Annotated in this window: 20 protein-coding genes; 8 read left to right on the forward strand and 12 right to left on the reverse strand. The window is 67.2% G+C overall.

Annotated features, from left to right (window positions below; translation table 11 throughout):
- Nucleotides 1-8 precede the first annotated feature (8 nt).
- Nucleotides 9-473: a very short patch repair endonuclease gene (locus ABD350_RS34110; RefSeq protein WP_344352962.1), complete on the forward strand. Its 465-nt coding sequence runs from the start codon at nt 9-11 to the stop codon at nt 471-473.
- On the opposite strand, the gene ABD350_RS34115 is transcribed toward ABD350_RS34110, so the two are convergent.
- The 5 genes from ABD350_RS34115 to ABD350_RS34135 form a co-directional block, all read right to left on the reverse strand.
- Nucleotides 402-1,754 (reverse strand): DNA cytosine methyltransferase, encoded by a 1,353-nt coding sequence (locus ABD350_RS34115; protein WP_344352963.1) that lies wholly within the window; start codon nt 1,752-1,754, stop codon nt 402-404. The two genes, ABD350_RS34110 and ABD350_RS34115, sit on opposite strands and share 72 nt — an antisense overlap.
- A gap of 166 nt (nt 1,755-1,920) precedes the next feature.
- Nucleotides 1,921-2,484 (reverse strand): class IV adenylate cyclase, encoded by a 564-nt coding sequence (locus tag ABD350_RS34120; RefSeq protein ID WP_344352964.1) that lies wholly within the window; start codon nt 2,482-2,484, stop codon nt 1,921-1,923.
- Nucleotides 2,485-2,494: 10 nt separating this feature from the next.
- Nucleotides 2,495-3,157 (reverse strand): class I SAM-dependent methyltransferase, encoded by a 663-nt coding sequence (locus ABD350_RS34125; protein WP_344352965.1) that lies wholly within the window; start codon nt 3,155-3,157, stop codon nt 2,495-2,497.
- Nucleotides 3,158-3,708: 551 nt separating this feature from the next.
- On the reverse strand, nt 3,709-4,611 hold the full coding sequence (locus tag ABD350_RS34130) for a radical SAM protein (RefSeq protein ID WP_344352966.1): 903 nt from the start codon (nt 4,609-4,611) through the stop codon (nt 3,709-3,711).
- A 104-nt stretch (nt 4,612-4,715) separates the two neighbouring features.
- Entirely contained in the window at nt 4,716-5,408 is a 693-nt protein-coding gene (locus ABD350_RS34135) for an HAD family hydrolase (RefSeq protein ID WP_344352967.1), read from the reverse strand.
- A gap of 95 nt (nt 5,409-5,503) precedes the next feature.
- Between ABD350_RS34135 and ABD350_RS34140 the strand changes: the two genes are divergently transcribed.
- Both ABD350_RS34140 and ABD350_RS34145 read left to right on the forward strand, forming a co-directional pair.
- Nucleotides 5,504-6,277, forward strand: coding sequence for a helix-turn-helix transcriptional regulator (locus ABD350_RS34140; RefSeq protein ID WP_344353082.1), 774 nt, complete (start codon nt 5,504-5,506; stop codon nt 6,275-6,277).
- Nucleotides 6,264-6,731, forward strand: a complete 468-nt coding sequence (locus ABD350_RS34145; protein ID WP_344352968.1) for an NUDIX hydrolase — start codon at nt 6,264-6,266, stop codon at nt 6,729-6,731. Before ABD350_RS34140 ends, ABD350_RS34145 begins: the two co-directional genes overlap by 14 nt.
- Here the strand turns inward: ABD350_RS34145 and ABD350_RS34150 are convergent.
- From ABD350_RS34150 to ABD350_RS34165, 4 genes are all read right to left on the reverse strand, one after another.
- A complete protein-coding gene (locus tag ABD350_RS34150) occupies nt 6,719-7,282 on the reverse strand; it encodes an HD domain-containing protein (protein WP_344352969.1) in 564 nt (187 codons plus the stop codon). The genes ABD350_RS34145 and ABD350_RS34150 overlap by 13 nt on opposite strands.
- A gap of 105 nt (nt 7,283-7,387) precedes the next feature.
- Nucleotides 7,388-9,193: a DEAD/DEAH box helicase gene (locus tag ABD350_RS34155; RefSeq protein WP_344352970.1), complete on the reverse strand. Its 1,806-nt coding sequence runs from the start codon at nt 9,191-9,193 to the stop codon at nt 7,388-7,390.
- Nucleotides 9,190-10,623: a ParB N-terminal domain-containing protein gene (locus ABD350_RS34160; RefSeq protein ID WP_344352971.1), complete on the reverse strand. Its 1,434-nt coding sequence runs from the start codon at nt 10,621-10,623 to the stop codon at nt 9,190-9,192. The genes ABD350_RS34155 and ABD350_RS34160 overlap by 4 nt, the downstream gene beginning before the upstream one ends.
- 56 nt (nt 10,624-10,679) lie before the next feature.
- Nucleotides 10,680-11,378 carry a hypothetical protein gene (locus ABD350_RS34165; protein WP_344352972.1) on the reverse strand — a complete coding sequence of 233 codons (699 nt, stop codon included), beginning with the start codon at nt 11,376-11,378 and terminating at the stop codon, nt 10,680-10,682.
- Nucleotides 11,379-11,723: 345 nt separating this feature from the next.
- Here ABD350_RS34165 and ABD350_RS34170 point away from each other — a divergent pair, with 345 nt between their 5' ends.
- Nucleotides 11,724-12,725 (forward strand): helix-turn-helix domain-containing protein, encoded by a 1,002-nt coding sequence (locus tag ABD350_RS34170; protein WP_344352973.1) that lies wholly within the window; start codon nt 11,724-11,726, stop codon nt 12,723-12,725.
- 23 nt (nt 12,726-12,748) lie between these two features.
- Here ABD350_RS34170 and ABD350_RS34175 read toward each other — a convergent pair whose 3' ends face one another.
- Nucleotides 12,749-13,381 carry an ATP-binding protein gene (locus ABD350_RS34175; protein ID WP_344352974.1) on the reverse strand — a complete coding sequence of 211 codons (633 nt, stop codon included), beginning with the start codon at nt 13,379-13,381 and terminating at the stop codon, nt 12,749-12,751.
- 217 nt (nt 13,382-13,598) lie between these two features.
- Between ABD350_RS34175 and ABD350_RS34180 the strand changes: the two genes are divergently transcribed.
- From ABD350_RS34180 to ABD350_RS34190, 3 genes are all read left to right on the forward strand, one after another.
- The gene (locus tag ABD350_RS34180) at nt 13,599-14,444 is read left to right on the forward strand and encodes a helix-turn-helix domain-containing protein (RefSeq protein WP_344352975.1); all 846 of its coding nucleotides are present in this window, start codon (nt 13,599-13,601) and stop codon (nt 14,442-14,444) included.
- On the forward strand, nt 14,445-14,660 hold the full coding sequence (locus ABD350_RS34185; protein WP_344352976.1) for a DUF397 domain-containing protein: 216 nt from the start codon (nt 14,445-14,447) through the stop codon (nt 14,658-14,660).
- 71 nt (nt 14,661-14,731) lie between these two features.
- The gene (locus ABD350_RS34190; RefSeq protein WP_344352977.1) at nt 14,732-15,337 is read left to right on the forward strand and encodes a DUF5753 domain-containing protein; all 606 of its coding nucleotides are present in this window, start codon (nt 14,732-14,734) and stop codon (nt 15,335-15,337) included.
- 64 nt (nt 15,338-15,401) lie between these two features.
- Here ABD350_RS34190 and ABD350_RS34195 read toward each other — a convergent pair whose 3' ends face one another.
- Complete coding sequence (locus ABD350_RS34195; RefSeq protein ID WP_344352978.1) at nt 15,402-15,887, reverse strand: DUF2267 domain-containing protein; 486 nt, start codon at nt 15,885-15,887, stop codon at nt 15,402-15,404.
- Between the two features lie 320 nt (nt 15,888-16,207).
- Nucleotides 16,208-16,636, reverse strand: coding sequence for an Hsp20/alpha crystallin family protein (locus tag ABD350_RS34200; RefSeq protein WP_344352979.1), 429 nt, complete (start codon nt 16,634-16,636; stop codon nt 16,208-16,210).
- Nucleotides 16,637-16,803: 167 nt separating this feature from the next.
- Here ABD350_RS34200 and ABD350_RS34205 point away from each other — a divergent pair, with 167 nt between their 5' ends.
- Complete coding sequence (locus ABD350_RS34205; protein ID WP_344352980.1) at nt 16,804-17,106, forward strand: hypothetical protein; 303 nt, start codon at nt 16,804-16,806, stop codon at nt 17,104-17,106.
- Nucleotides 17,107-17,173 lie beyond the last annotated feature (67 nt).

Below are 17,173 nucleotides of genomic sequence, written 5' to 3' on the forward strand. Positions count from 1 at the left end.
TTATCAACGTGTCCGAAGAGCTTCCGTGGAAACCACCAGCAGGCTCCTGGGCCTCATCCGCGGCACGTCGTCGCAACATGCAGGCGATCCGCAGCCGGGACACCAAGCCAGAGACACTGATACGGCGGTTGGTACACGCCCGGGGGCTGCGCTATCGCGTGGCCGCACGCCCTTTGCCAGACCTTCGCCGGACGGCGGACATGGTCTTCGGTCCGGCGAAGGTAGCGGTTTTTATCGACGGCTGCTACTGGCACGGCTGCCCCGAGCATTACGTCCCGCCAAAAACTAACTCCGGCTACTGGTCGGAAAAGGTACTCCGCAATGTAGAGCGGGACCGGGACACCAACCAGCGCCTGGAGAATGCCGGGTGGCTCGTGCTCCGCTTCTGGGAGCACGAGCCGTCAGACGCCTGCGCGGACAAGATCGCTGCGGCTGTGCGACGCCGGAGGGCTGTCAACGGCAGGGACACCTGACACCGGAAAAACCATCTGCTCCGTCTGAGGCGCCCTTGAACCGGCACTCGCGGTATCGAGCTCGTAATCGCGGAGCAGCTCATCGCGGTGCTCAGGCCGCAGCACAGCGGCGATAGCACGCCCGACCGCTTCCGCCACGGGAGGCGGGAAGGCATTGCCCACCTGGCGGTACTGAGCAGTCTTCCGCCCCTGGAACTTCCAGTCCTCCGGGAACCCCTGGATGATCGCGGCCTGCTGCACTGTCAGCATGGGGCCGGCGGGACGGAACAGATCCCGTTCCGGGTCACACTTCTTGGGCTCGTTGGCCACACCCATCCCGTCTACGCCCAGCTGTGCCCAGGCCCGCTTCGCCCTGGTCGGCCCAAGGTCCGCGCCGCCGTGCTTCCTTGAGCCCCCCACGAGAGTGGGAGCGACTCCCGGGCCCAGCTCCGCCGCCTCTGTAGCCTTGCGCAGCCAGTCCAGATACACCTGTTCCCCGGTACGCTCTCCCGGCTTCGCCCGCTCCCCGTGCTTGTTCTTGTTCCAGTACATCCGGCAGCGCTCCTCCATGCTGGCCGCCAGCTCTCCGACTACGGTTGCCCGCTTGCCTTTAAGCTTGGATGGCCACACGAACTGGGCACCGGACTCATTCAGCACGCTTTCATGGATCACGACCAGGATGGCCCGTGGACGCAACTGCGGGACTCCGAAGTTACTCGCATCCATTCGGCGCCACACCTTACGCATGACACGGTCCTGCTCTACAGCAGACCAGCTTTCCTTGATTTCAGGAACCACATAGCCCAGGTCACGCAGCATACCGAGAATGTCTCGACGATAGTCAATGAAAACCTCCGGAGGTTCGAGAATACCCCGGACGTTCTCAATCATCACCGCTCTCGGCCGCAGCTCATCGATAATCCTCAGCGCATCCGGGAACAAGTCGCGCTCGTCATCCTTACCCAAGCGTTTCCCGGCCAGCGAGAAGGGCGGGCATGGGACGCCACCAGCCAGGAGATCCAAGTCCCCCTTCTTAATTCCGGGGGCGGCATTTACCTCCGACTTAAGGAATTCCTTGACATCCATGGGGTTGAGCTCGCTGGCCCGCCGCTCGCCCCACCCCGGCCAGCTGGCCACGTTCGCCCGGAGGGTGGCTACCGCGTGCGGGTCCCACTCCACGAGATCGAGATGCTCGAACCCCGCATTATGCAGCCCAACGGCTTGCCCCCCCGCGCCCGCGCAGATCTCCACCGAGGTCAGTGGCCGGGCGAACTGCGGACGCTCACGACCGCTGGCGCTCATAGTGTTCCTTCCAGGATTGACTCAAACCGGGTCAAGTGTCCCAGAAGACCATTGATCACTTGCTCGCTCCTGAGCACTCGACACCCACGAGTGTCCCACTGTCTCAGCCCTGGCCCCGAAGGGACCAGGGCTGAGGCCATAGAGCATGTGCACCCCTGCGGTCGCTCTAGCCGCGGTGCTTGTCCGTGCCGGAGAACAGCAGGGTCGGCTCGGCGAGGATGTCGCGGCCGGCCTCGCTCTTGTAGATCTCATCAACGCTGCCGAACCGGGCTTCGGAGTAGTCAAGCCCCAGAAGATCGGCGGCCTGCCGGACGGACGCCTCGTCGGGCCCCTCGATCTCCAGAAATGTGGGGAGTCCGGGCCAGGTGTCGAAGTCGAAGGCGACCTCTCCCAGGCGCCACTCCTCGCGGTAGTTCTCCTGGTAGCGGACCTCGGTGAGGCCGACCCGGCGAAGGATGCCGGCCATGGCATGCAGGTCGGCTACCTCGGTCTCGATCTCCTTGGTGCCGTCGATCGTCGTGGCGTCGGTGACCTGCTTGAGCGTAAGCGTCGAGCGGGTGCCCTCGTTCCTCAGACGGAGCCACGCCCCGCCCTCAAGGGAGTCGTTCTCGAAGATCTTGCGGGTGAGGAGGGTGCGGGGGAGCGCCTGGACGGCACCGAGAGCAGCCAGTCTGGCCTGCAGGCCGGTGACGTCGACGGCCAGGAACTTCGCCTCGTACTCGTGCTTCATGGTCCTTCTCTCAGAGACGGTCGGTGAGGGTGGACGAACGGGCCGCCAGAAGCAGACCCATGCGATGGATGTGGTCGTGCGGCTGGCCGATGTGAGGCCGCTCGGTGAACTCGTTCGTGCGCAGGGTGAGCAGCACGTCCCAGTCGCCGGGGAAGTGACGGCGCAGGCGCTCCGGAGAGGTGTAGTGCTCCACCAAGTGATGGCGCTTTCCGACGGGCATCATGAACTCCGCACCGAACACACCGCCCGGGCGGACCAGGCGCTGCATGCGGTCGACGAACTCGGCGAGCGTGCGGTGGTGGTTGGCACTGTAGTGCCACGAGCAGCTCGTCCAGACCGCCTCGCACAGCACGTTCAAGGGTTCCCCCGCGAGAAAGTCCTCTTCGATCACCTGCACACGGTCACGGAGTTCCTCCACCTTGAGCCGGTCGGTCAACCCCATAGCGTGCACCTGGTTGTCACCCGGGAGGTGTACCTCACCTCCGTGCACAGCGAGCGCGTCGCGCTCGATGGCCACTACGCGGTACCCAGCCGCGGCCAGGGGCAGGACGAACTTGCCGTCGCTCGCACCGACGACCGCGACGGTGGAGTCAGGAGCAACGCGTTCCCGCAGGACCGCGAGGAACTGCGGGAAGAAGGTGAGGGTGTGCTCCCACAGGCTCTGTGTCCGCACGGGAGTGCGCTCCTTGCGTATCGGTGGCGGTGATCACGCGGAGGACCTCTTCGGGGGTGAGCCCCGTGGTGTCGATGCGATGTGCCGGGAACGAGGCGTAGGCATCTGTCACTCGGTCCGTGACCGTTTCCAGCAGCGCGTCCCATCGCGATACCGGCTTGTTCCGTGCTGCGAGGCGCCGTCGGCGTTCGTCCTCAGTACAGAGGAGGTGGTAGGTGACGGGTGTAGGCAGCCAGGCCGGCAGGGTGACTCCGAGCCGGGCGCCCAGGGCCCGATGGCTGGTGAGGCACCGGGCGAAGTAGCTCTCCACGACAACCGGAACACCGTTTCTGAGGTGGTACTGGATCTCTTCGGCCGCTGTGAACAGTGCCGAGAGATAGAGACACATCCGCGCTTCGACGTTCGTGCGCTTGTCCATCTCGCGCCTGAGGGGCTGGCAGAAGGCCGGCACGGTAGGGACGAGGGCGGCTTGGCGGGCAGCGGCGAGCATCGGCGCGATCGTCGACTTCCCAGTGCCTCGTAAGCCTTCCAGGCTTTCGAACGTCGGCTGGTCAGACACGGGCGTACACCACGTCCGGTACCGGGAGCGTGAACTCGTCGGTGGCGGAGGGCCGGTGGACGATGCGGTTCGCGGTCTTCTCGTACCAGAACGCGTGGGAATCCTTGCCGACCGCCTTGCAGGACATGGTGAGCGCACCGCGCGGGTCTGCCTCAATGCGGTCGATCTCGCGAAGGCCGCCGGACGGAGCGCAGACCTCCGGAGCACCGTGCTCGGAGAGGTCCTCGTCGACGATCACCTCAAGCGGCAGCCTGGTCTGCGCGAGCTCTTCACGGAGCCGGCCGTAGGCGGTCGTGTCCGTGACCAGCAACTCCGGGTGATCGGCGGCATTGCCTACCGGCCGCAGGTGGTGGAGCTTCAGCTGCTGGACTCCGAGCTGCCCGAGGATGCTGGCGAGAGCGAGGACCTCTCCGATGTTCTGAGAGGTCACGGTCATGGTCGCGCCCGCCGGAACACCGAGGTCCCGTGCCAGGCTGAGCGCGCTGAGGGCACTCTGATAGCTGCCGCGCTTGCGGATGCCGTCGTTTGCCGAGCCGACACCCTCCAGAGAGACCCGGAGCAGGTCCAGGTGCGGCGCGATCCCGGCCAGGTGGCGCTCGATCCGGTAGCCGTTGGTGCAGATCTCGACGCGCAGGCCCAGCTCCCGCTTGGCGTGCCGGACCACCTGGGGGAGCTCCCGGTAGACGAACGGTTCCCCGCCGAGGAGGGTGACGGATTCCGTACCGTACTCGTCTCGCATCAGGGTGAGCAGGCTGACGGCTTCCCCGGCGGTGAAGGCGTCGGAGTACTGAAGCCGCTCGCCGTGGAAGCAGTGCAGGCATGTGAAGTTGCAGCGGTACAGCAGCTGCAGATACAGCATCCGGATTCTCCGGATCCCGGTGATATCCGCGATCACATGGGCTCCTTCGGCTGACTGCCTGTGGGAACCCTGATGGTGGCCGTCCGCGAGGGGACCTCGTCACCGCGTTCGGGGACGGTCCGAGGACGTCCTGGGACGTTTTACGTGCCCGCGAAGGACTCCAGGACGCTGATGACCCGCCTGGTGTCTGACAGGTCGGGCAGGATCTCGTGGGCGCCGGCAGCGGCCAGCTCTTCAGCACTGTGGACGCCGGAGGCAACCGCGAGGATTCCGGACCTCGTGGCCAGGGCGGCCTCCACATCGCGGGGAGTGTCTCCCACCAGGACGACGGGCACATCGGCCGGAACGCCACGGAGCCGCTGCATGCGTTCGCGGGCGACCGCGACAAGTTCGGGGCGGAGTCCGGCGTCCGCTCCGTAGGCGCCCACAGGCAGGTCCAGCAGGGCGTCGAGGCCGAAGGCCGACAGCTTCACCCGCGCGTTGGCGACGATGTTGCCGGTCAGGACGGAGGATACCCAGTCACTACGTGCGGAAGCGGCCTTCAGTACCTCGTGGACCCCTGGCAGAACCGTCCCGCGCATACGCAGATCATTCAGGCGTTCCTGCCCTGCCCGTGTGAGAGCGTCCTCGATCACGGGCCAGTCGGGCACGGGAAGCCCGGCGCGAAGAAACATGTCGCGCATGATGAGCCGGTCCGTGCGCCCCTCGGTGCGCGCCGGCTCCGACGGTTCGCGTCCCGCGAGCGATGAGAAGGCAGCAGCGTATATCTCCTTGCTGACCCCCGCGTTCTCGATGAGGGTGTGGTCGATGTCCCACAGGACGATGAGCTCCATGGCGCCAGGGTAGGCAGTTGGCCGTACTCCGCTGTCTTGACAACGTCCCATAACGTCCTTGCGTGATCACGCAGCGCCCCGCTTCGATGGCTGCCGTGAACGACCGACTGCACTCTGTGCTCGCGCAGCGCGGTGTCTCACCCGAATCGCTCGCGGAAGTCTGCGAGGTGGACCCGAAGACGGTGAGCCGCTGGCTGGGAGGGCGTGTTCCTCACGCACGGCATCGCTTCCGCGTCGCCCGTCATCTGCGCGTGGAGGAGACTTTCCTCTGGCCGGCGCCGCCTCGGCGGTCCGGCCAGGCGCGTGACGGGTCAGGCACCGGGGTGGTCGGCGCCTACCAGAACCGGGCCAGCGTGCCGAGAGAGGTCTGGCTCTCACTGCTGCGAGAGGCCCAGCACGAGATCAGCGTCCTCGTCTTCTCCGGTACGTTCTTCGCGCAGTCCAATCCGCACGTAGCCAAGATGCTCTCCGAGCGCGCTGCGGAGGGGGTCCGGGTACGTCTGTGCTTCGGTGATCCGGACGGTCAGGCCGTCGCGATCCGGGGCCGAGAAGAGGGCATCGGCGACACCCTGGCCGCCAAGATCCGCGCATCACTGACGTATTACCGGCCCCTGCTGGGCGAGGCTGGGTGCGCCGTACGCCTCCACGACACCACGCTCTACACGTCCATGTTCCGCTACGACGACAACCTGCTGGTCAATCCCCACATCTGGGGGCAGCCGGCCAGCGCCAACCCCCTGCTCCACCTCAAGAGGGCCGAATGCACTGGGTGGTTCGACAGTTACGCTCAGAGCTTCGACTGCGTCTGGGCCGCCGCACGGCCGTGGACACCCGACCACGAGAGGACCGCCGCCCATGGGCAGGACTGAGTACTACAACGACCCGGCCGCCCCGAAGGCAAACACCCTCATCCCGGCAAGCAACCTGCTCGTCGTCGACGAGACCGGCGCCATCCTCCTCCAGCGCCGCCGCGACACCGGCCAGTGGGCGCTTCCCGGAGGCGCCCAGGACATCGGCGAGACCGCGGCGGAGTGCGCGGTACGCGAGTGCCTGGAGGAGACCGGCATCATCGCCGAGATCACCGGCTTCCTCGGCGTATACACCAACCCCAATCACATCGTCGCCTACAGCGATGGAGAGGTCCGCCAGCAGTACGAGAACACCTACATCGGCCGCCCCATCGGCGGAACTCCCACGATCAACGACGAGGCGGACGGGGTGCGCTTCGTCCAGCCCGCCGACCTCGACCAGTACGACATCCACCCGAGCATGCGCCAGCAGATCGGGCACTACCTGGCCGGCACCTATCCCTACCTCGGCTGAGCCGCCAGCGCTGCCTCGGTCCTCCGCACGGAAGCGAGGAGCTCCGGCGCCGCACGGCGGATGAACCGGCCAACCACACTGTCCGCGCCATACCGGCTGATGATCTCCGCGATCCGCTCCCGCGCACTGGTCCGGCCGCCGTCGGGCGTCGTCGTCATGTCGCAGTACACGAGAGCGTCCATCAGCAACGGCTCCTCCAGCAACGGAAACTCCAACGCCAACTCGTCCCGCAGCCCGCGCTCCTCAGCCTCCAGCAGGGCAAAAGAGTGGTTCGCGACCAGCCGCACCAGCCGCTCGTCGGCCCCGTGCTCGTCACGGAGGAACCTTGCCCCGTCCAGCGGATGGAATCCCGTCACGGCCAGCCGAGGCGCGTACCCGACGTCGTGCAGGGTGGCGGCAGCGGTCAGCAGGCCGGCGTCCGCGCCAAGAAGCTGCCGGATACCCACCGCGCGCTCAGCCACTCCTCGCGTGTGCGCCCACCGCCGTGGAAGCGCGGCACTGAGCTCGGTTTCCGCTATCCGCGTCGCCCACTCCGTCATCAGTTCGGCCATGCCGGGCTTCCTGCCCCGAAGGGCCCCAGGCCATTCAGGTCACGCAGCCTGGCGTCGTACCGGTGAACCCACCGGCACGACGCAGTCTGACCGGGCGCACCCGCCTCACGCACCGCCGATGTGCCGGAGCAGCGCCTCGATGTCACCGGGCGCCAGTCCAGCCGCTACGGACGGCTCTTCCTCCAGGTCGGCCAGTTGCTGAACCGTGGGGTCATCAAGGATCTTCCCCATGAATTCAAGCTTCTGGTCCAGCCGCACCTCAACGACTTCGTCGATCGTGCCGCGTGCCGCGATCACGGTGACCCTGGTTTCCGTGCCGGGAGCGAGGCCGAGACGGTGGATCCGGTCCAGGCTCTGCAGGTAGCGGCCGGCCATGAAGTCCCGGTCCACGTACACCGCGTCGTGGCACACGTGGTGAAGACTGATCCCCTCTCCCAGGGTCGCCGGGTTGGAGATCAGTACCATGCAGCTGGGATCCTCACGGAATCGACGCAGCTGTTCCTCCCGGTCGGGCGTGCCTCCGTGCACCACAGCCGGGCTGTACTTGTCCAGCATCTGGGCCAGGGTGGTCAGGCTGCGCACGAAGGTCGTCCACACCAGGGTCTTGCGGCCCTGCGCGGCATTCTCGGCGATGATCGCCAATGCTTCCTTGTACTTGGGAGACAGCTCGTAGTCTGGCAGGTTCTGCATCAGCGAATACAGGGAGCTGCCTGCCGGGATCTCCAGCGGAGGCAACTGGTAGGCAAGCGGCTCGTGCCTGGTGGCGCCCTCCAGCAGCAGGGCCGGGCTCGTCGCCGCCATCAGCAGGCGCAGCGCTGTCTTGCCGAGCGCGCTCAAATCGTCGCGTGCGGTGCCGTTGGACATGCCGCCCACCAGAGAGCTGTAGATCTCGGCGTGCAGGGCTGGCATATCGACGTAGCGCATCCGCAGGGTCATCGGCGGCAGGCCGAGCTCCTGCTTGGTCGTGCGGGTGAACAGCGGCCGCAGGACCGTGCTCGCGTAGGCGAGGTCTCCGCCCGCTACCGCCCTGGTGACCGCCCGCTGGCCGTGGCCCGGCCAGACGAAGCCCATGAGGTTCTCCAGGTCCTTGGCGCCGTTCGGAGCTGGCGTTCCGGTCAGGATGAGCCGGCGTTCAGCGAGCGGGCCCAGCGCCATGCATGCGGCACCGTACGTGCCACGGGCACCGAGCTTCATCCGGTGGGCCTCGTCCAGGATGATCATGGACGGGGCGGCCTTCAGCCAGTTCGCCAGGAGCGGCAGTGAACGGTCCAGGCGCTCGTAGTTGACGATGAGCACCTCGGCCCACTCGTCCAGAGAGCCGTCGAGCACATGGGTGCGCAGGGGGTAGTTGAAGCAGACGGCGGTCTCGTAACGCCAGGACTCATATGCCGACTTGGGGCAGACCACCAGCAGTCTGCTTGCGCTGCCCCGGGCCCGCTGAGCGGCGTAGACCGCGAGCGCCACGCGGGTCTTGCCGGCGCCGGGCACACTGAAGTTCGCACCGTGCCCGAGTGAGAGCAGCTTGGCGACGTCACGGCGCTGGAAGGCGTTGAGGTCTTCCTTCCAGGTGTCTCCGAGCATGCTCAGTACGTCATCGGCAGCAACCTCCGGAGGTGCCGCGGAGCCGGCCAGCCGCTCTTCGACCAGCCTGGAGTCCTTGACCACTCCGGACACAAGGTTCCGGAGTTCCGCAGCCCACTCGACACCGGACGGGTCGGGCCAGCTGCTGAGTACGGGCAGGTTGACCAGGAGCTCGTCCAGAGCCACCGAGGCGGAGAGCGGGCCCAGCTGGCCGCCGGTACGGAACCGGGCGGCCAGCTGGACAAGGTCCTGCCGGTACTGCTCTGTGGTCCGCAGGACCACACGGGTACGCGAGTCATCGAACCCGAGGTGCAGGGACGTTTCCGTCACTGGGTGCCCTCCGCGGTGGCGGCTGCGTGGAGCCAGGAGACACCGTCACCGGGGTTCGGGATCCCGCGCCCGGCCTGCTGGGCGAGCTTGCGCAGACTGGCCCGGAGCTTGAGTACGGCCTCGTCGAAGGCCTCCTCGTCCAGGCTGTTCGAGGTGCGGGCCTGAACCAGCTCGATGACGCACTGGTCGATGTTGACGCAGGCGTCCGCGAGCCGGGCCGGCGCGAGCTGCTTGCGCTTGCGGAGCCGCGCGTCACGGCCAGCGTTTTCGATCGCGCGGTCGAAGGCGTCCTTGGCCTGGTCGAGCAAGGCCTGAGCCGAAGCCTTTTCGCTGTCGGGCAGCCCTGCGGTCGTATCGCGGACCGTGGCTGCCGCCCGGAGGATACGGTCGTTCAGCGCACGGGCCGCCGAAACCGCCGACGTGGTCGCCGGCACCTCCAGGTCCAGCCCGGGGATGGACACCGCCTCAGGCTGGGCACCGGTCCCGCTGTCAGCCAGCTCGGACGGCAGCACTTCCTCCAGGTACCCCTCCTTCAGGAATGTCTCGTCGATGTGACGAAGGTCCGTCTTCGAGAAGTTCAGCAGAATGGCGGCCAAACGCCGCTCCTTCAGGATTTCGGCCTGGTCCCGGTCCAGGGTCTCCAGCTTCGCGTACAGACGCTGGAGTTCCTTGAGACGCTCCTGCGCCCCCTCCCAGTCAACGAGCCTCAGCGCGACTCCCCCGCCGCTCGCGCTGCGGTCGTTCAGCTCCTTGATCGTGCTGAGGATCCACCGCTCCTGGTGGTACGTCGCGGTCCGGATCCGGAATTCCTTGGCGATCTGCTCGGGCGTCCGGCCCATCGCCGCCTGCTCTTCCATGGCGATCAGCCGATTGATGTAGGAGTAGTCACGCCGCTGGTCCTGACGGAGCTGGAGCGCCAGCTCCACAGCGTCGATGTCGGCCTGCGTGAACGACGAGGGGAGCACGCCCACCCTCATCGACTGCTTGCCCAGCTCCCGCAGGGCGACGGCACGCGTGTTGCCGTTCACCAGGACGCCGTGGTGGGTGACGAGGCCCGGCTCGTTCTGGCCGAACTTGTCCAGGTCCTCCTTCAGCTTGTCGAAGTCCGGATCCCGCAGATCCGGGTCAGAAGGCTTGGCCTGGAGCAGGCTGCGCAGGTAGTCCTGGCCGGCTTCCCCGAAGGGGTCCTTGTCCAGATTGCGGTCCTGGTCAGGCTTGTGGGTGCGCTGGGCACGGATCCGGTGCGTACCCGGGTTGAGGTAGAGATCGTTCAACGGCAGATCGATGACGTCGACGTGGATCTGCTGCCCGTTCCAGTCGACCGTGACAGTCTCCCGGGTGCCTCCGGCGGCCCTCACCTCCTCCAGCCTCTTCCTGATCAGCTCACTGACCGTCTCCGCGCGCGGCGGCGGCGGGAACTCCCGCACCATGTCCTTCCCCGTCCCTTCTGTTGCCGGTCGTGTCAGTCTGCGTTGCCGGTCCTGGATCAGTCGGCCAGGTCGCCGATGGCCTGCGCTACCGCGGCGCGCGACTCCTGGGGAAGCGTCCGGTAGATGCCCCAGATCTTCTCGATCGGGCTGAACGTCCGCTGGTCGGCAGCGATCCACTTCGCGAAGAGGCGACGCTCCACCGACGAGAAGTTCTCCACGTCGTCGAGCAGCGCCCCGAGGTCAACCTCACGGTCCGCCCCGCCGCCGGTCCCGCACTTCTTGCACTCGGTCACGAGCTGGTAGTCGGCAGTCCCGTCAGACTGGAGCACCTTACGCCGGGAGACGTTGAGCTTGGCGAGCTCGATTCCACCGTCCTCGTACGCTTCGCCGGCACTGATGCCGCACGACCGGCACAGGTGGCTGTCGTCCTGGAGAACCTTGGCACGCTGGGCGGCGGTCAGGCTGGACTTGTGCTTCGGCGCCTTGGACGCGCCAGGAATCCAGACATCGGCACCCCGGGTCACAAACCGCTGTTCCTGCTGGAGCAGGGAGGGGTCGTCGCGGCTCGTGTCGATCCGCCAGCCGTGGTCACGCAGGTCCCTCAGCCTGCGGTCGATCTGCGCGACGTCCGGGAAGGCCTCGCGCAGCTGGGCCTTCGTGAAGATGTTGCCCTCCCCCACGACAGAGACCAGCCACAGCGCTGCCCGGACCATGCTTCCGAACTTCTTGTCCTGGTACGACGGAATTTCATTCATATAACGCCTCCCATGAACTCGTGCCAATGGCACGCCTTTTCATTCGGAGAGTACTGCGCCCGCAACTGACAGTGCACGGCACACGGTCTCCGCGTTCCCCCGCCCCTCGGCGGCTTACCCAGCTGACACCACAACAGCTCGGAAGTCCAGCCCCTTTCCGAGTTGCGCGGGCTAAGCATTTTCTGCGGACTGGACTTGCTCGTAACGAGCAAGTCCAGTCCGCAGAAAAGTGGCGGGAAAGACTGGCGCAGAAGGGCCAGGATGGGGGCACAATTGGCCGGTCACAGACGGGGCTTGGGATGGCACGCTGGCCGCACCTAAGCGCACCCAGGGAGGGGTAATCGCATGTCATCAGCTGGACGCAGTCCGGTCAGGGGGGGCTGGCTGGACCCCGGCAAGGAGTTCAAGGAGGGCGTCCGCCCCGGAAAGCGCCGACTCGGTTTGGCGCTCCGTGAGTTGTGCCGCCAGCTGCAATCGGACGATCCGGGAGAATCAGGAGGAAGACCCCTCAAGCAGGCAGAGGCGGCAAAGCGGCTGGGCTGCGCCGCTGATGAGCTGTCGCGCTATCTGAATGACCACAGAATTCCCCCGCAGGACTTCCTTGAGCGCTTGCACAAGCAGGCTTGCGCCGACGCCGCCATCAGCGGCCAGGACGTTGCCATCCCCCTCGAAGCCCTGCTGGGCCTCCGAACCAGTGCCGTAGCTGAAAAACGAGGCTGCGAGTACTGCCAGGAGATGGGCGGACGAATCAACTCGCTCATCCAGCAGGTGAACGCCCCCTGCCCGGCGTGCGCGGCGCACGAGCGGCAGCAGGAAGCCCGTCGGCGGCAGAGAAAACAGCTCGCCGCCCGGTTGCGGTCCGCCCGGCGAGAGGGGGCAAGACTGCGGATGGAAGTCGCCGACCTGAAGATGACCGTGGCCGATTTGAAGGCCGAGCTGGCTGAAAAGCTGGCCAGTGAAGCCGGCCCGCGAGAACGTCTGGCGGCACAGGACGCCAGTGCTCAGCTGCCGGTCCCCCGTCGGCCGGGGGACCGGCAGCTGAGCACGAGAGACATGTCGGCGGCACGGCAGCTAGTGGCACAGGCTGAGGAGCTGGACGGATCGGGCCGGGAAGACCTCGCCTTCACCTTGCTCCGGCAGGGCACAACAGAGTTGCTGACCCCGGCCGAGACCGCGCTGGTCGTAGTGGAGCTGAGGTACCGGCAGCGTGACCGGCTGGCCGACGACCTGATCCACGTCTACGGCCGGGACCAGGAGGACCAGGACGTCATGGCGGTGGCCCTGGAGCTGCATGAGAAAGGTGCGCCAGATGATGCCGGCGCTGTATTGCGAGCGGCGCTCGGGTAACGCGCCGGCACTGCCCCCGTCCGTCAGGCGGCGTCCGCCTCACCCTCGTAGTACATCTGGGCACGGTCGAGGAAGTCATCCGGGTCATGCCCGCGGGCGGCGGTCCAGTGGAGCAGGTCAGCGATCAACTCGACCGCGGACTCATCAAGGCTGGCTTCGCGGCTACGCCCTTGCCGCCTGGGAGCGTCCTCAGCGCTCTGGTACCTCTCCAGCGCCTGGACAGCCCGCTCAATCCGACGGCAGTCCATGCCCAAGCCGAGTGGGATCTCGCACCAGACCGCCTTGCCGACGGCGGTCAGAAGCACGCCCCAATCAGTGGCCAGGCCGGCCACGAGGTGCAGACCCCGGCCGCACTCGTCGTCGTGTTCCGCCTTCTTGGCGGATGGAAGGGCGGGGCTCCTGTCGTGGACCTCCAGCCGCAGCCGGTCGCCCTTCCATTCCAGCACCAACGTGGCCGCCGCGCCGTCACCTACGTGCTTGACGACATTTGTCGCCAGCTCGGTGACGATCACTTCGGCCTCGTCGGTTACTGCCGGCATCCCCCACCTTGCCAGCTGTCTGGCGGCCGTGTGCCGCAGCGGGCCTACCTCAACCGCCGCCGCTTTGAAGGGCAAGACGCAGCGCAGTCGGCCATCGGTCGTTCCGGAGATGGGCATGACCACCCTCCCTCCCAGGCTACGCACATGCCCGCGCCTGCCGTATCCGAACGGCTGCAGTGCGTAGCGGTCTGAGCTAGAGCATGGCACAGGAGAACTCTCACCATGCAACTTCTCACGGGCCTCGATCGAGTGAATCCGGTGGTGAGGCCAGTTCAGCGCTCCCTAGCCTGAGGGATCTCCGGGCCGCGTACCCGGCCCACGGTGAAGGAGCCGAATGTCCGAGCGAACCACCACACGCCGACGCCAGCTTGGCGCGACCTTGCGCAAGCTGCGTGCTCGCAAAGGGCTGACGCTTGAGGAGGCCGGACGGCTCGTCGGCGTCTCAAAGGCGACGGTCAGCCGGTACGAAACCCAGGCGGGTCCGGTCAGGTGGATCGTCGTTGAAGCTCTGTGCCGGGAGTACGGAGCGACTGAGGCCGAGGCGAAGGCCGTGATCGGCCTGGCGAGGGACGCCAAGCAGCAGGGCTGGTGGAACTCCTTCGCGGACTCCATCCCCGAGAGCATGAACCTGCTGCTCACCCTGGAGGACGAGGCAGTCCGCGAGAGCCACTTCTCCTGCGTCTACGTGCCCGGTCTCCTCCAGACGAGGGCCTACAGCACCGCGGTTCAGAAGGCCAACGAAGTACCTCTGGGCCAAGAGGAGATCGAGCGTCTGGTCGACATCCGCATGAAACGGCAGGAGATTCTCACCCGTCCGAAGCCGCCACGGCTGTGGGCGATCCTCGATGAGTCAGTCATCCGCCGTGTCGTCGGATCGTCCCGGATCATGAAGGAGCAGCTCGGCCGACTGCTCGAAGCGAACGCCTCGCCCCACATCACCCTCCAGATACTGCCGTTCGCCAAGGGAGCTCACGCCGCGGCGCTGGGAAGCTTCGTCATCATCGGCGGGCCCGAGCCGGCCCTCGACGTGGTGTATGTCGACTTCCACGCCGGCTCTCTCTTCCTGGAGAAGGATGAGGAACTGGACCGCTACAGACTTGCGTTCGAGTACCTTCAGGCACAAGCGTTGGACATGGAAGCCTCGTCCGCCATGATCCACGGTGCCCTCAAGGAGCTGTGAATGTACGTCGGCGCTCAGCCCGAGTCCGAGCCCAGGTGGTTCAAGTCGTCGTACAGCGGTGGCAACACAACCGAGTGCGTTGAGTGTGCGCGCACCGGCACCGGCATCCGCGTCCGGGACTCGAAGTGCGCCGATGGGCCGGTCCTCACCGTTCACTCTGCCGCCTGGCTCTCCTTCGTGGCGTCGTTGGCTCAGCCACGGCCGCAGGACGGCTGAGGGCGTTCGGCATACAGCAGCGCCTTTGAGGAGCTGGAATACAGAACCGTGTTCTCGTGAGGAGAGACAACGTGACCAGCGCGATCCCTTGGCAGCAGCGGCTGTCCACCGGCACGGAAGACATCCAGGACGAAGTGATCCGCTGGTACCAGCAGACGCGGCACGGCAAGGCGTACGTCCCCGGCATGATCTGGGGCACGCTTCAGACCGATGCCTACGCGACTGTCATCCTCCGCAGGGTTGTCACGTTCCTCGGCGTGCCGGACGACGTGCCGGCAGGAGTGGCCAAGCGCATGGAGCGTCAACAGGTCCTCTACGACGGGGAACATCACTACGACGTCATCCTCGGCGAGCAGGCCTTGTACACGAACGTCGGGGGCCCAGGGGTCATGCGCGAACAGATGGAGCGCCTGCTCGGCGACATGGACCTGCCCTCGCTCCGTCTCGGCATTCTCCCGGCCACCGCCGAGGTGGACGTCGTCCCCATGCCCGGCTTCAACATGTACGACGGCCGGCGAGCCCACTATGAACTCGTCTCGTCCGGCGTCGACGTAACCGACCCGGACGAAGTCGCCTTGCACGACAAGGCATTCGACGCCATGAGCCGTGCGGCCAGTTATGGAGATGCCGCCCGCGGTCTGATCAGCAAGGCCCTGGCCTTCTGGAGCGAGGGCTAACGCATCGGGACGTTTCCCTGGGCGCCGTCCATTGCCTTCGCGGCGCCCAGGGCCCCCGTACCGCCTACGCCATAGCCGCCAGTTCCGCCCGTCCGAACAGCAGCGCGTAGCCCGGGGGCAGTTGGGTCAGGACCCGTGTGGTCAGGGGTTCGCCGATTCGGGTGGCGAGGACGCTCAGGACCGAGCTGACGTCCCAGCGGGCCGTGGCCGGGGTCGCGCCCTCGATGCGGGTGGCGACCGAGTCGACGAACTCGCGGGCCGTCAGGGGGTGGGACGCGGGGATCTGGGAGGCGATGACCCGGCCGGCCTCGCGCGGGAGCGCCTGCGCCAGGTTCACGCGTTCGTCGCCGGTGACGTGGCCACCCAGGGCCGACAGGACGATGCGGGTGATGCGTTCCGCCTCCGCCCTCGTCGTGTACTGGCCCGCCTCGCGCACCGCCTCGGTCAGCTCCAGCCAGCCGGTGTCCTCGGCCGCGTCCCGGGTGCGGGGGCGGGGCGGAGGGGTCTGGGCGGGGACGGTGATTCTCGGCTGCGGGGTGGTCACGGTCATCGTGCTGGCTCCTCCTCCGGAACACTGCGGGGCACCGGCAACCGGGTACCCCGTAACGCGACGGGCATGAGCGGGAGTTCGGCCAAAGTGCGGCGTGTGGTGTCTCTGGTGGTGTGTGGTTCCTTGTGGCGTGTTGTGCTGATTTATCGGCGTGTTGCCGGGTGTGGGCTTCCTCGTCGGGTGATGCGGCAAGGGGGCGCGTTCGCCCGCGCCCCCCGCCCGGTCGCGTCCCGGGTCCCGCTCCGGCCGCGGGACGCGTCCGCACCGGCGACGGCCGCCGGCCGGCGGCAATGCCGGCCGGCGGGCGGTGCCGGCCGGGCTCAGCCGCTGATCTGCCTGCGGCCCGATCCTCCGCCGGTGATCTGGATACGGCGGGGCTTGGCCTGTTCGGCCACCGGGATGCGCAGGGTCAGGACGCCGGCGTCGTACGAGGCGTCGATGCGGTTCGTGTCGAGCGTGTCCCCCAGGAACAGCTGGCGGGTGAAGGTGCCCGTCGGCCGCTCGGCCACCAGCATCTCCGCGTCGTCCGGAGCGGGGCCGCGCCGTTCGGCACGGACGTCGAGGACGTTGCGCTCGACGTCCAGCTCGATCGTCTCGGGGTCGATGCCGGGCAGGTCGAAGTGGACGAGGAACTCGTCCCCGGACCGGTAGGCGTCCATCGGCATCACGGCCGGGCCCGCGGCGTTCGCGCCGAGCACCTGCTGCGCGAGCCGGTCGAGTTCACGGAACGGATCCGTGCGCATGAGCATCACAGGTCACTCCTCTCTTCAGGCGCTGCGTGCGATGCCCTTCGGCTTCTTATATAACTCTCCGCTGGAAACTTGACAAGCCTCGACTCAGGTTCATTCCGCCCTCCGACCTGCGCGTTAGCCTCGGGGCGGACATCACGGATAACGAGGGTTACCAGGAGGCACTCATGGCCAGGGTTCCCAGCGCGGTCGTCGCCGCCACCGGGCTCGTCGGCGGCTACGGCGTCGCCCGTTGGACCAAGAAGCGGCAGCTGGGCGGGGCCGTGCTGGCCGTCGCCGGGGCCGCCGCCGCGCAGCAGTGGCGCGCGCGGGCCGGCGGGAAGGCCGCGGGCGCGCTCACCGCCGCGTACGTCGCCGCCTTCGCCGGCTCCCACCCGCTGGCCAAGAAGGTCGGCGCCTGGCCGGCCGTCCTCGGTGTCGCCGGCGCCGTCGCCGCCGCCTCCTGGGCCGTCGCCGACCGCAAGGCCTGACGGCCACAGAGCAGCATTGGCCGCAGAGCAACCGGCCACAGCAACACAACGGCTACCGCGCTACTGC

Origin of the sequence: Streptomyces nogalater, from assembly GCF_039532885.1 — a bacterium.
GTDB classification, from domain to species: Bacteria; Actinomycetota; Actinomycetes; order Streptomycetales; family Streptomycetaceae; genus Streptomyces; species Streptomyces nogalater.